Annotated in this window: 12 protein-coding genes; 11 read left to right on the top strand and 1 reads right to left on the bottom strand. The window is 47.1% G+C overall.

What is annotated here, in order from left to right; genetic code table 11:
* Positions 1 to 12 precede the first annotated feature (12 nt).
* On the top strand, positions 13 to 252 hold the full coding sequence (locus ABSH60_RS00525) for a hypothetical protein (RefSeq protein WP_056770162.1): 240 nt from the start codon (positions 13 to 15) through the stop codon (positions 250 to 252).
* Here the strand turns inward: ABSH60_RS00525 and ABSH60_RS00520 are convergent.
* Positions 243 to 566, bottom strand: a complete 324-nt coding sequence (locus tag ABSH60_RS00520) for a hypothetical protein (protein WP_390972238.1) — start codon at positions 564 to 566, stop codon at positions 243 to 245. The genes ABSH60_RS00525 and ABSH60_RS00520 overlap by 10 nt on opposite strands.
* Before the next feature lie 96 nt (positions 567 to 662).
* On the opposite strand from ABSH60_RS00520, the gene ABSH60_RS00515 reads away from it, so the two are divergent.
* From ABSH60_RS00515 to ABSH60_RS00470, 10 genes are all read left to right on the top strand, one after another.
* Positions 663 to 1,328 carry a response regulator transcription factor gene (locus tag ABSH60_RS00515; protein WP_136376404.1) on the top strand — a complete coding sequence of 222 codons (666 nt, stop codon included), beginning with the start codon at positions 663 to 665 and terminating at the stop codon, positions 1,326 to 1,328.
* A 21-nt stretch (positions 1,329 to 1,349) separates the two neighbouring features.
* Entirely contained in the window at positions 1,350 to 2,879 is a 1,530-nt protein-coding gene (locus ABSH60_RS00510) for an EAL domain-containing protein (RefSeq protein ID WP_390972235.1), read from the top strand.
* Positions 2,880 to 3,609: 730 nt separating this feature from the next.
* Complete coding sequence (locus tag ABSH60_RS00505) at positions 3,610 to 4,164, top strand: fimbrial protein (RefSeq protein WP_217203523.1); 555 nt, start codon at positions 3,610 to 3,612, stop codon at positions 4,162 to 4,164.
* Between the two features lie 108 nt (positions 4,165 to 4,272).
* Positions 4,273 to 5,028 (top strand): fimbria/pilus periplasmic chaperone, encoded by a 756-nt coding sequence (locus tag ABSH60_RS00500; RefSeq protein ID WP_390972233.1) that lies wholly within the window; start codon positions 4,273 to 4,275, stop codon positions 5,026 to 5,028.
* Positions 5,012 to 7,570: a fimbrial outer membrane usher protein gene (locus ABSH60_RS00495; RefSeq protein WP_390975644.1), complete on the top strand. Its 2,559-nt coding sequence runs from the start codon at positions 5,012 to 5,014 to the stop codon at positions 7,568 to 7,570. The genes ABSH60_RS00500 and ABSH60_RS00495 overlap by 17 nt, the downstream gene beginning before the upstream one ends.
* A gap of 17 nt (positions 7,571 to 7,587) precedes the next feature.
* Positions 7,588 to 8,919, top strand: a complete 1,332-nt coding sequence (gene stbD, locus ABSH60_RS00490) for a fimbrial usher protein StbD (protein WP_217203525.1) — start codon at positions 7,588 to 7,590, stop codon at positions 8,917 to 8,919.
* The gene (locus tag ABSH60_RS00485; RefSeq protein ID WP_390972231.1) at positions 8,885 to 9,622 is read left to right on the top strand and encodes a fimbria/pilus periplasmic chaperone; all 738 of its coding nucleotides are present in this window, start codon (positions 8,885 to 8,887) and stop codon (positions 9,620 to 9,622) included. Before stbD ends, ABSH60_RS00485 begins: the two co-directional genes overlap by 35 nt.
* Before the next feature lie 159 nt (positions 9,623 to 9,781).
* On the top strand, positions 9,782 to 10,306 hold the full coding sequence (locus tag ABSH60_RS00480; protein ID WP_390972229.1) for a hypothetical protein: 525 nt from the start codon (positions 9,782 to 9,784) through the stop codon (positions 10,304 to 10,306).
* 14 nt (positions 10,307 to 10,320) lie between these two features.
* The gene (locus tag ABSH60_RS00475) at positions 10,321 to 10,626 is read left to right on the top strand and encodes a hypothetical protein (RefSeq protein WP_122095163.1); all 306 of its coding nucleotides are present in this window, start codon (positions 10,321 to 10,323) and stop codon (positions 10,624 to 10,626) included.
* A gap of 104 nt (positions 10,627 to 10,730) precedes the next feature.
* Positions 10,731 to 12,443 (top strand): ABC transporter ATP-binding protein, encoded by a 1,713-nt coding sequence (locus ABSH60_RS00470; protein ID WP_056770194.1) that lies wholly within the window; start codon positions 10,731 to 10,733, stop codon positions 12,441 to 12,443.
* The last annotated feature ends 745 nt before the right edge of the window (positions 12,444 to 13,188 follow it).

The following is a 13,188-nucleotide window of genomic DNA, read 5'->3' as shown; positions in this document are numbered from 1 at the left end:
AAGGACGCATTAATGGCCACTCCAAGACCTCCAATGACCGTAGCCCGCCGTTTACTTCGCAACAGCATGATTTTACTGGTGATCGGCATCGTTGCCACTCTCCACGGCCTGATCGTCGGCAGCCCTGAAACCCCGCCGGGAGAAATGGCGCCGCAATTGCTGCTTGGCATCTGGTTTATTTTTATGGGTGCGGTAATGGGCGGGATCAGCTGGCTGGTGATCCGTAATAAAAAGAAGAAAGGTCAGATCTGATCTGTTGTTTGTTTACGTTCAACTTCAACTTCAACTTCAGCTTTAATTTCAAATCCCAGGGTTGCCACCCAAACCGGCCTTAAGAGGCGCCTGTCGCCGGGCCTCTTAAGAATCTCCGGCTCTTTCACTGCGCGCTGCCGCCCGTGGCGTTGATCCTGTTCCGGTTTAATTTTAATGAGATTATTCTTAGTTGCCAAACTATTACCACTTTGTGTATTCACTGTTCTGTCAGGATCCTGACAGAGATTTATTCTGAAATAATACAAATACCTGACATTAGCTGAAGTATTCCACGGCCATACTGGTTTTTTCATGATTATTGACCTAATCTAAAAATATATTCCCAAATCAAAAATCCCAAAATCAATTGATAAAATAAAACGAGGATTTCATCAAAGTAAGGAATAAAGATGGCGTGGAAAAGAAGAGAGAAAGTGGCAATTATGGAACCCCTTTCTATGGTCAGCGATGTCATGTCGCAGATTTTAAGAGAAGAGGGCGGGGTTATTATTGAGGGCACACTTTCAAGTTTTTTATCACTGCAATCTTTGCTGGAATTAAGAAAGATCGATGTCATTTTTAGCGAAGTGTATGACGCCAATACGTCTATTATTCAGGGGCTGGACTTCCTCAGGAAACTCAAAGCTCAGTTTCCCGCGATAGATATTATCGTTCACACCGAAATAGAAATTCCAGCCCTGCTGATCCAAAGTAATGCTGACGCTATTTATATGAAACAATTAGGCGTCGAGGGCTGCCGTGCCTCTGCAGCTCAAATATTAAATGCCGAAAGTATGGTCAGCGTTCTTTTTTATGAAGACCGAAAACGTCATTACGATTTCGGTATGCTGAACGACTTCGAATGGCAGGTGCTTATTATGTTCAGCCAGCAAATGAGTATTACCACTATCTCGACAGAAATGAAAACGGACTATCGCCGTATCAGCCGGACAAAACACGCTATGATGAAAAAACTGAAAGTCAGTAACAATGTGGCATTCAGTCAGCTGATGGCGCTGGCCGGCAGTAAATTTGGCGACTATCCGCCCGTATCCTTGAACGCACCGGGCCAATAACCTTTCAGATTCAGGTACACAATGAAGACCGCGAAACCTTTTGGCCAACCCCTGTTCATTCTGTTCAGCACTGTTTTGGTGGCCGCACTCACTCTGGTGATGACCCATTTCGCTATCGCCGCGTATGACCGCGACGATCTGGCTTCTTACGCCCGACATATCATGGCGCGCGGGCTGGAAGTGGCTGATGAATCCCACAATATTGTCAGTAATGTCAATTCGTTACGGTTAGAGCCCTGCAGTGACAGATTTCTTGATGAAATTCGCTATCTTTCGTTTACCTCGGTGTTTATCTCGGATATTGGATACACCCAGGACCACCAGCTGAAATGTACGGCGATGCGTGGCCGCTTGCCGGAGCCGGTGACCATGTCTGTGCCTGATGCGGTGACCCTTTACGGGCAGCGCATCTGGACGTCATTCAGCGGCATTGTCGATCCGCGCATTACCGCCGATATGATGGAATCCAGAAACGTGCTGCTGTTCCCCACACCGGCGGCTTTTCGCGACATTTATGTTCCATACAAGGGATTTGGTGCGGTGCTGACCAACCACCAGCACAACCACGTGTTCCGGTTGTTCGGAGAAACGGCAGGATTGGTGGAGGGCGCCACCAAACCGGGGCGTATGGCCTGGTCGCATCGGGCCTTTTTCACCGAATGCAGCAAAAAATATGATATTTGCGTATTGGCAAGAAATACTCAGATTGGCATTTTCTCCCTGCCGGTGACCGCCATTGTCTTTATTATTCTGGCCGGTCTGGTCGCCGGCGGCATGTTTACATTTGCACTTGTGCAATATGTCAGCAATAACCGTTCAATGCAGAATAAACTCAAAATGGCGATCAGCCATGATGATATCTATATCAATTTTCAGCCCTTTATCGAGATGTCGACGGGCAAGGTGATGGGCTACGAAGCATTAGCCCGCTGGAAAGATACCCACGGCGACAATATCCCGCCTGATATTTTTATCAAACTCGCTGAGTCCACTCATCAGATTAAAGCGCTGACCCGTTCTGTCGTCTCCCGCGCGCTGAAAGATATAGGGCCGCATCTGCGCCATAATAAAGCGCTGTTCGTGAGTATTAATATCACCACGGCGGATGTGACAGATCCGGACTTTAAAGTGTTTCTCGAAGAAGAACTCGACAACGCGGGGGTTGAACGGCAGCAAATTGTACTGGAGATCACGGAGCGTTCGACGGCAGATCACCGGGTGCTGAAAGACGCGCTGGTCAGGCTGAGAGAGTACGGCTACCGGATTGCGCTGGATGACTTTGGTACCGGTTATTCCAATCTGGATTATCTGAGCAAATTATCTTTTGATTTTATTAAAATAGACAAGATATTCACCGATGCCATCGGCACAGAATCGGTCAGCTTCAACATGCTAAAAATGATGCTCGAAATGCTCACTCACACCGGCGCAACCATCATCGTGGAAGGGATTGAAGAGCAGCTCCAGGCAGATTTCTTACTGAGCCATTCGCCGACAGTGGTCGGACAGGGTTGGTTATATGGCAGGCCGGTGGAGGTGGAAAAACTCTGACCTGAACCCCACAGACAGGGGCTGGCAGCCCCTGAACCGCCTTTTAACCCGGCACCTGCTGATTTCTCTTTATCCCTTCAATTTATCCCTCCAATCTTCACCCTCTTAAACTTCATCCGCGTGCCGTACACCGGCGCGATGTGGTGAGCACCTGTGTTTAAAATCCCTGGCAGTTCATTCGATAAAATCGTCTGCATTTTCCTGTGCGGGCTAATCAGCGCAAACCACGTCTTTTTGTTCCAGGCATCGGTGGCAGAACCTGATGAGGATCAGCGGGAGCCAAAAGTCATCGCGCATTATTTATGTGCCAAATCAATATTTACGAATTGATGACATAACATTACCCAGGTATTTGTCTGAGTGAATAATTTATATCGAAAATTTAGCGATGGAATGAATAAATAATATTCAAACCTGCCATTTAACCTGCGTTAAATAACCCGTGAGATTACCCCGTGTTTAATTGCAGTGAGAATATTCCTAGTTAAGAATATGTAAGTTTCGCACCTGGTAACAAAACATTGTCAAAAATTGCAGATTATTACTCTAAGTGATTTTTGTATTCACATCAATTTCAGCACAAAAATGATGTTAACGTGATTATAAATGGAATAATTCACTGATTTATCTGTTTTTGATGTGATTGTTTACCAAAATTTGTCACGACATTATGATTATCCACTCTGATTGAACGGCTGAAGGCCAGTTGCGTCAGAAGGAAATTAATCTAATGGAGAGACAAAACGTGAATAAGAAAATTGTAGTGGCTTGTGGTGCATTGGTAGCAGCTTTTTCAATGACGGCGTCAGCTGTTTCTAATAATACCATTTCATTTCAGGGTGAAGTTTCCACGCAAACATGTGCCGTAACTGTAAACAGTGATTCAGCGCCGGTGGTGTTATTACCTACGGTTTCCACTTCTGCTTTGACTGCTCTGGGAAATGTTGCCGGGGCTACGACCTTTGAACTGGCGCTGTCCGGTTGTTCTACTGCTGAAACCGTCACCAACGTCAATGCGGTATTCTCTGGCAATCTGGTGGATACGGCGAACCTTGGAACGCTTTCAAATACCGGTACGGCGACTAACGTTAATCTTCAGTTAGTTGACTCAGCAAACCAGCCTATTGACCTGAGTTCAACCTGGACCAGTACCAATAATGAACTTGCCATCGAGGCAGGGGAAACGTCTTCCAGCGCGACATATAGCGTTCGTTATTATGCCACCGGTGCAGCAGAGGCGGGAACTGTTGCGGGTTCCGTTGAGTATGCAGTGAGCTACCTCTAAGTAAACATCACCGATTATAAGATGGCAGACAGACTGCCATCTTATTTTTATTCCAGTGAGAATGTCTTCTTTAATCACATCGTAATATTAATGATAAGAGTAATATCAATGTCGTGTAGCAAAAAAAGAGTTAATAAAATTTTAAATACAATGCTGGCGGTGTCGTTATTTTTACCTGCATTCGCATTTTCCAGCGTCACTATGATGGGTAGCCGGATAATTTATCCCTCCGATGCGCCGTCCATGAACGTTGAATTCAGCAATAAAGATCTCTTTCCCTACGTTGTTCAGACCTGGCTGGATGACGGTGACAATGAATCAACCCCGGTAACCGGCAAAGCGCCATTTATTGCCTCACCGGCAATATTTAAAATCGCATCAAATAACGGGCAGGTTTTGAGGATTTCATATACTGGCCAGAAAAACTTACCGCAGGATCGCGAATCACTATTCTATTTTAATTTTCTGCAAATTCCGCCGGTGAATGCTGCCGGAGAAGACAGTCAGCAAAAAAACAAAATGCTGGTGATGCTGAAAAACCGTATTAAGGTATTTTATCGCCCGGCAGAGATTGCGCAAAAAATCGGACAGTTAACTGAACATATTAGTGTTACCTCTTCAGTAAAGGCTGCCGGAACCACGTTGCAGATTAAAAACAATTCACCGTTTTATCTGTCAATTGCCAGTGTGAAGATAAAAAATAAAAATCAGATTTATTCACAGACTGCCGATATGCTCGCGCCGTTCTCGCAAGGGAATGTGGAATTCAAAAAAATGCAGATAATGAAAAATGACACTGCTGTCATTGAGTATGTCAACGATCAGGGAGCGATTGTGAGTTATGAATATGGTATCAATCCGTAATAAAGCTTTTGTTCCCTCTGTTTCATTTTTAACATTATGTATTGCATCGACGTATTTATCGGCAGCGATGGCTGAAGAATTCTATTTTGATCCGGGTTTGCTTGAGGGTTCGGGCGTTGCAGTCAATCTGGCTAAATTAAATGAAAAAGAGCCAGTGCTGGATGCCGGCGTTTACCGCGTCGATCTGTATGTTAATAATAAACTGGTCAAAGAGAATGTTGAAATTAACTTCAGAGATAAGGCTGATGGTCAAAATGCACAACCCTGTTTGAATGCAGACCAGATTAAAATTATTCAACTTAAAGCCGATGCGGTTTCGTTGCTGCCTTTTAATGATCAGTGTGTCAGTTTTGCTGCACTTTCTAAAGGCTCTTCATGGGAGTTTGAACAATCAACGCAGCACCTGAAATTACTCATTCCGCAGGCTTCACTGTACCGTCAGCCGCGCGGGTATATTCCCGTTTCGCAATGGGACAGCGGGACATTGGGTTTATTCATTAAACACAACACCAATTATTATGAAACCAAAAACACCGGCGGATACACCACCAGAAACTTCTGGAGCGGACTGAACAACGGTACCAACATCGGCTTATGGCAACTGAGGAACCAATCAAACCTGACATATAACGAAACCAATGGCCGCACCCGGCATAAGCTGAGCAGCATACGCACCTATGCGCAACGGCCACTGGCATCGCTTGATTCAGTCGTTACATTGGGCGACAGCTATACCAACAGCAGCCTCTTTGGCAGCTTGTCTTTCAATGGCGTCAAACTCGCCAGCGATACCCGAATGATGCCGCAGGGCAAACGTGGCTATGCGCCCGAAGTGCGGGGTGTTGCCAGCACCACGGCCCGCGTTGTGGTCAGCCAGCTAGGCAAAACCATTTATGAAACGGTGGTGTCACCGGGACCGTTCGTCATTGATGATTTGAGCAACACCCGTGGGCAGGGTGATTTGCAGGTGCAGATTATTGAGGCGAACGGGCAGACGTCAACTTTCACTGTCCCGTATTCTGCCGTGCCAGACTCTATCCGGCCTGGTATGTGGAATTACGAGTTTGCCCTCGGCAAGGTGCGCAATTATTACAATGTAGATAATGAGTTCGTGGAAGGGGTTATTCAGCGCGGGCTCAGTAATCGTTTTACCGGTAATGCGGGTGTGCGGCTGGCGAAAGACTATGAAGCTTATTTGCTTGGCGGTGTGATGGCGACGCAGTTTGGTGCGATAGGGCTTAACACCACGTATTCACATGCCATCGCTGAAAATAATAAAACCCAGTCGGGTTGGCGGGCTGAAGCCAGTTACAGCAAAACCTTTACCACGGGAACCAGTCTGACCCTGGCGGCTTATCGCTATTCAACAAAAGGTTTTCGTGATTTGCAGGATGTGCTGGGTGTAAGAAGGGCTGCGGAAAGTACGACAAACTATTATTCCGATACTCTGAACCAGAAAAATCAGTTCAGTGCCACGATTGCGCAGGGCTTTGACAGTTTTGGCTCACTGTCACTCAATGCCAGCACATCGGATTACTACAGCAATAATTCACGTATCACTCAGTTACAGCTGGGATACAGCAACAGCTACAAAAGAATCAGTTATAACGTTAACGTGGGCAGGCAAAGAACCAGTTATACCACCCGCAATAATTTTTATAGCGAACCGGAAGACACGACAAATCGCCAGAAGTATACCGAGAATACTATTTCCATCGGTTTCTCAATGCCGCTGGATTGGGGGAGTTCACGTTCTAACGTGGCATTCAACGTGGCGAAAAATAAAAGCTCTGAGTCCGCAACCACCAACGTATCGGGAAGCTTTGGTGAGAAGAGTAATTCATCTTATTCTGTATACAGCGGTGTAGAAAATTACCAGGAAAACGGTAATGAAATGACCTGGGGTGGGTCACTGCAACAAAATACCTCCAAAGGAACGTTCCGGGGATCTTATTCCCAGGGCACCGGTTATAAACAGTATGGATTTGGCACGTCGGGTACGCTGCTTATTCATTCTGGCGGTGTGACCTACGGACCTTATGTCAGTGATACCTTTGCGCTGGTCAAAGCCAAAGGCGCCAAAGGGGCAGAGATTAAAAACGGGCAGGGCGCAAAAATAGACAGCTTCGGTTATGCCATTATGCCTTCGTTATCGCCTTATCAATATAATACCGTCAGCCTTGACCCCAGAGGACTAAATTCCAGTGTGGATATTCAGGGCGGAAGTCAGCAGGTCGTGCCTTATTCCGGTGCCATTGTTCAGGTTAATTTTGAAACCGTCTCGGGTAAACAGGTATTAATTAACACTACGCTCGATGGCGATCAGATGATCCCGATGGGCGCGGACGTTACCGATAAAGACGGGAATAATATAGGCATGGTCGGTCAGGCCGGGCAGATTTACGCACGTATTAATGATCGTTCCGGCGTGCTGTTTGTTTCATGGGGTAAAACGAATGCAGAGCAGTGTCGGATTAATTATCAGTTACCAGAGAGTGATGATAATGAATTTTTACAGCTGACGCTGCATTGTCGAATTTAATATTAGGGTTAAGAAAAATGTCTAGTGTAAAAGGTCTTATAACTTCACTGATGCTTATGCTCCCTGTTGTATCTCATGCAACTTGTTCAAAGGTCACCAGTACTTCAGCATTATCTAGTGAGATTATTGCCGCGGGTTATACAGCAACAAGCTGGGTGGGCACGAGCCGCGGCACGGGTGGTAATATTGGTTTACCATCGGTTATCTCTATGAGTTCAGGCGACAGTTTTATGCCTGCCGGAACATTACTGGCCAGCTCGACGGCCAATTTTCTTACAGCAGCGGCAAGCACTGCGTTCACGGCAAATCAAATTCTTTATAAATGTGCCTTAGCCGATGCAGGTTCACTTTATGAATTTTATGCCACGCAATCCTATTCTGCACTCGCCGGTCTGAATGAAACGAGTGATATCGAAGGCGCATACCATACCTATTACAATGGTCTGGCAATAAGATTGACCAATTTAAAAACAGGTAATTATTTCAACGGTTACTGGCAGAAGCGGGAAATAACAGAAGACGAATATATCACTGACAGTACGTCAATCTATATACCTGCGAGTGCATTCAGCGATGTTTTTGTAGAAGTATTCAAAACGGCTTCCACCGTCTATACAAACAGTGCGGCTGCAGCATCTCGAAGTTATTACACTTGGGCCAACAATATGGCGTCCGGTTTTATTACTTTTGTAGGGCCTGGAATGAACGCATTAGTTGAGGGTAACTTAGAAGGTAATAACTATGCCGGATGGTCACCAAACTGGCCGGGTCAAATTGCGCTTTATAATGATGTCACCATTGTTAAAGGTGCGATGTGTTTGGTCAAGGATTATCCGACGGTCGTTCTGCTACCCACAATATCCACTGTTTTACTTAATAGCGGAGAATCAAGTCAAAACACTTTTGACATAAGTCTGAGTTGTGAAGATGGGGCTGTTTCCAGTGTGAGCCAGTCATCGACCTCATCCTCAAATGTTGCGATGGGTTTCTTAGTCAATCAGTCAACAGCGGTCACCGCCGCGACAACTCTGGGTCTGACCACAACCAGCGGGCTAACTCATTTACTGGACACTCATTACGGCAGTTCAGGTGTCGCTTCAGGGGTGGGAATTCGTATCTATGATGAAAGTGGTAATGCATTAAACCTGCTTTCGAGTAAAACGGCGACGACCGGAAATGCGGGCGGCTGGTACGCCTATAAAGATCTGACCACCAGTCAGGGCGATTCAACGGACGGTGTCACAACCTACACCGGAAATTTTACGGCGTCTCTGGAGGCAATCAGTGGCGAAACAGTTACGGCGGGGAGCGTCAATGCGCAGTTACAAGTGGTGGTCAGTTTTCAATAAAGTCACCGTTGCGGCGAGCATTATGCTCTGTTGCACGGCGTTTCACGCCAGCGCGGTGGTTAATGCGGAAAAGACCCGTGTGGTGTTCAACTCGGGAAGCATCGCCGAATCACTGTCATTAGTGAATTCCGAGAAAGAACCGGTGGTAGTGCAGGTGTGGACTGACAACGGTGACCCGACCGTCAGCCCGGATCAGGTACACACGCCGGTTGTGATTAACCCGCCGGTATTCAAAATGAAACCGGGGGAGATCCGCAATATTCGCCTGCTGCTGGTGTCAGCAGGAAGTCTGCCGCAGGACCGTGAAAGTATTTACTGGCTGAATATCTATCAGATCCCGCCAAATACCGAAACACAGCATATAGGTGAGAAAAAGATCGTACTGCCATTAAAAATCCGCATGAAAGTGTTTGTCAGGCCGGAAAAAATCGGTGAATTGCAGGAAAATGATGCGCAAAAATTGCAGTTCAGCATCGACCGTGAGTCGGGCAATAAAACACTGTTGATACAAAATCCGACGCCGTGGCACCTGACGCTTTCTTCCCTTCGCTCGGGAAAGACGGCGTTACCCGGTGTGATGGTGGCGCCGTTCACTTCAGAGCGGGTGGAAATTACGGCAGATAAAACCCTGGCGGATAAAGTGGAGTATGACGTTATCAATGATAATGGCACGCGATGGCAGGGCAGCCAGAAATTAAAATAATCACCCACGCCTTTTTTATTCCAATGAGAAAAATGGCCTTATCATTTTATTAAAAATGATTAACCGGTTGATTGCGTCGCCCCTCTCTTGTGACTAATTTTTGATGGCACGGACAATGGAATACTGTCCGCCCTCTGAATCAGTCACAGGAGAGGCATTTTGAACTCAATCATTAAAGCCCGCGTCGCGATGTGTATTATCGTGATGACAATGGCCGGGTGTTCCACACATCAATACGATCCCACGTTAGATAATCAAATCACCGATTTTCAGCTAAAAGCTGACCGGCAGTTTGTTGCCTGGACCGCACAGGCAATGGCGGATAATCCACCGCCTGTTATCCCGGTGGTGGCCTGTCAGGCCGCGCCCGTGGCGGCAGGGCAGGCACTTTCGCTGATATCCGCCCCTTCAGAACCTGACAGTCAGTTTTTTAATTCCGCGGAAACGGATTTAACACTGATTGAATCACGCACTAAAACCTTAAATAACAACCCTGCGATTGATCAGCAGATGTTTGGTCTGCGAAATATCTTCTATCAGGTCCGTTATAAAAGGCAGCATTGTTCGCAACAAGACTCTCCGGCATATATCAATATCCAGCGTAAACAGGTCAACGTGATTTTACAGTCAATGCTGACGTATCAGCTGGTATTAAAAAATGGCACAGGCACAGCGAATAAATAATAAAGGTGATAAAGATGAGTGATATTTTTGATGTAAAAGACAGTGCCATTGCGGCGGCAAAAGCTTCACTGGGGGCAAACTGGAATACGGTGGCAAACAGTGCCGTTCCGCAGATTGAAGCCCTGTTACAGGTGACATGGGAGATTGAAAAAGGCAAAAGCGATTTCCGCTCGGGGGAATATGAGTCTTTGCTGGCGACTCAAAAATCCACCTTTGTGGCGGTGCTGACCACCTATGAAGCGATCACGACGGAGATCGCCTGGCAGGCGCTTAACGCGGCGTTTACCGTGATTCTGAGCGGCGTGCGCAAACTTCTGTGAAAACGGTCTTCAGGCGGGCAAGTCTAAAATTATCTTTATCGATAACTATTTTCATTTAGACTGACGGACTTGCCCGCTGCGGGCCGATTCTATGAGGATGCCTGATGCTCCGCCGTTTCTTCTCTTATTACGTTCCTTATAAAAAGCTGTTCTTCCTCGATTTCGGATGCGCCATTCTGGCCGGGCTGCTGGAGCTGGGCTTCCCGATGGCGATCAAAACCTTTATCGACAAACTTTTGCCTGCTCATGACTGGGTGCTGATCATCGGTGCAACCGTCGGCTTGCTGCTGATTTATGTGATTAACACCTTGCTGATGGCGATCGTGAACTACTGGGGTCACGCGCTGGGCGTCGGGATTGAAACTGACATGCGTCGTCAGGCGTTCAGCCATTTACAGAAACTCTCTTTCCGTTATTACGACAATACCAAAACCGGGCACATCATCACTCACGTGACCAAAGATCTGGAAGAGGTGGGGGAGATCGCCCACCACGGTCCGGAAGATGTGTTTATCGCGGTGATGACCTTTATTGGCGCGTTCATTCTGATGGCGACCGTGCATGTGCAGCTGGCGCTGATGACCATCATTATTGTTCCGGCCATGACCTGGATGGTCAGCCGTTACGGCGCGCAGATGACAGACACCTGGCGGCGGCTGTTCGGCATGGTGGGTAATTTCAACGCACGTATAGAAGAAAGCATTGGTGGCATCCGGGTGGTGAAAGCGTTTGCTAATGAAGAGCACGAACAAAAGCTGTTCGCGTCGGATAACAACAACTACCGCATCACCAAGCTGAAAGCCTACAAAATCATGACTGCCAGCCTGACGCTGAGTTATCTCAGTACCCGCCTGGTGCAGATCATCGTGATGATCGCCGGCACCTGGTATGTGATTAACGATCAGCTGACCTACGGCGGATTTGTCGGCTTCCTGTTGCTGGTGGAAGTATTCTTCCGTCCGGTGGCGAAAATCAGTTCGGTACTGGAAAGCTATCCGAAAGGCATTGCCGGTTTTAAACGCTTTACGCAACTTATCGATACCGCCCCGGATATCGTGGATCGCCCCGGCGCGCAGAACGTCAGCCATCTGCGTGGCGACATTCATTATGACAACGTGACCTTTGGCTACACGCCCGCCGGAAAAATCCTCAACGGCATCACGCTTTCTATTAATGCCGGTGAGACGCTGGCGTTTGTCGGGCCGTCCGGCGCGGGGAAAACCACGCTGTGCTCGCTGTTGCCCCGCTTTTATGAGCTGGACAGCGGCAGCATCACCATCGATGGCATCGATATCCGCGACATGACGCAAACCTCGCTGCGCCATAACATCGGCATTGTGCAGCAGGACGTTTTCCTGTTTGGCGGCACAATCCGCGAGAACATTGCGTACGGCAAGCTCGATGCCAGCGAAGAGGAAATCCGCCTGGCCGCCAGCCGGGCGCGTTTAGATGAAGTCATCGGGGCGTTACCGCTGGGAATGGACACGGTGATCGGGGAGCGCGGCGTCAAACTCTCCGGCGGCCAGAAGCAGCGGCTGTCGATTGCGCGCATTTTCCTGAAGAATCCGCCGATCCTGATCCTTGATGAAGCAACGTCAGCACTGGATACCGCCACCGAACAGGCCATCCAGCAATCACTGGCTGAACTCTCTCAGGGGCGTACCACGCTGGTTATCGCTCACCGTCTGGCGACCATCCAGAATGCAGACCGTATTGTGGTGGTAGATAAAGAAGGGATCGTCGAGCAGGGCACGCATGAATCTCTGCTCTCACTTCAGGGGCGCTACGCCCAACTTCACGCCGCACAGTTCCGTTGATTCCTGACGCCCTCCTCTCACGGGGAGGGCTGAAGTGGAGGATTCACCGCCACTTCACCAAAAATTTCTCCCCGAAAAACGCCCAAACCTCCATGCAACTCTCTGTGTTCCCCTATCGCTATTTTAAACAAAAGCCCGTTTTGAATATAAAATAACCCAGACGGTCATTTAGAAATAGGCAAGTTCGTTCAATTTAATCACCCGCGTAATTATATTTATCTTAAATTTGGTTTTAATTTAATCAGCGCCTTTATTAAAAATCCTAAAGGCCAAAAAATTGAGTAGTACAAAATTCTTATGGCTGCATTTTCTATTTTTTAGATAATGAAATTTCAATGAAAATAATTATCCTGCTATGCACTATTAAAAGGCAACAGGCACGATTTTTCAGATAATTCCTTAACGATTGTTAACAGAAAAAAACGTTTGAGAATGGTGATCTGGCTTGCAACTACTTTACAAACTCAGACCCTTTTTGCACCAAATTGATGCGATGCACTGTGCTGGTGCAAAACGTTATGCGAAAACCGCATATAATCAGTGGGTTAGCGGCTTATGATGGAAACATAATGTTACATCTCTTTACGTAAAAAAGACTCATATCGCCGAACTTTTCCATTTTAACTTTTTGTGCGCAGTGTTAAGGTTCAAGTCGTTTTACAGACAGACGCATCTAAAAACATGTACAAATACTCACAGCCTGATATTCCAGTCATATAAAAGAAAGCGGGCATGAGACATCCTT

The organism is Rahnella sp. R3(2024) (assembly GCF_042920125.1).
Lineage (GTDB): Bacteria > Pseudomonadota > Gammaproteobacteria > Enterobacterales > Enterobacteriaceae > Rahnella > Rahnella rivi.
The sequence above is the reverse complement of the archived record's forward strand: the minus strand, read 5'-3'. Positions and strand labels throughout refer to the sequence as shown.

Coding starts and splice junctions, on each gene's coding strand:
- ABSH60_RS00505 (WP_217203523.1), top strand. CDS start 3,610: ATGGAGAGACAAAACGTGAATAAGAAAATTGTAGTGGCTTGTGGTGCA.
- ABSH60_RS00500 (WP_390972233.1), top strand. CDS start 4,273: ATGTCGTGTAGCAAAAAAAGAGTTAATAAAATTTTAAATACAATGCTG.
- ABSH60_RS00485 (WP_390972231.1), top strand. CDS start 8,885: ATGCGCAGTTACAAGTGGTGGTCAGTTTTCAATAAAGTCACCGTTGCG.
- ABSH60_RS00515 (WP_136376404.1), top strand. CDS start 663: ATGGCGTGGAAAAGAAGAGAGAAAGTGGCAATTATGGAACCCCTTTCT.
- stbD (WP_217203525.1), top strand. CDS start 7,588: ATGTCTAGTGTAAAAGGTCTTATAACTTCACTGATGCTTATGCTCCCT.
- ABSH60_RS00470 (WP_056770194.1), top strand. CDS start 10,731: ATGCTCCGCCGTTTCTTCTCTTATTACGTTCCTTATAAAAAGCTGTTC.
- ABSH60_RS00525 (WP_056770162.1), top strand. CDS start 13: ATGGCCACTCCAAGACCTCCAATGACCGTAGCCCGCCGTTTACTTCGC.
- ABSH60_RS00495 (WP_390975644.1), top strand. CDS start 5,012: ATGGTATCAATCCGTAATAAAGCTTTTGTTCCCTCTGTTTCATTTTTA.
- ABSH60_RS00520 (WP_390972238.1), bottom strand. CDS start 566: ATGAAAAAACCAGTATGGCCGTGGAATACTTCAGCTAATGTCAGGTAT.
- ABSH60_RS00475 (WP_122095163.1), top strand. CDS start 10,321: ATGAGTGATATTTTTGATGTAAAAGACAGTGCCATTGCGGCGGCAAAA.
- ABSH60_RS00510 (WP_390972235.1), top strand. CDS start 1,350: ATGAAGACCGCGAAACCTTTTGGCCAACCCCTGTTCATTCTGTTCAGC.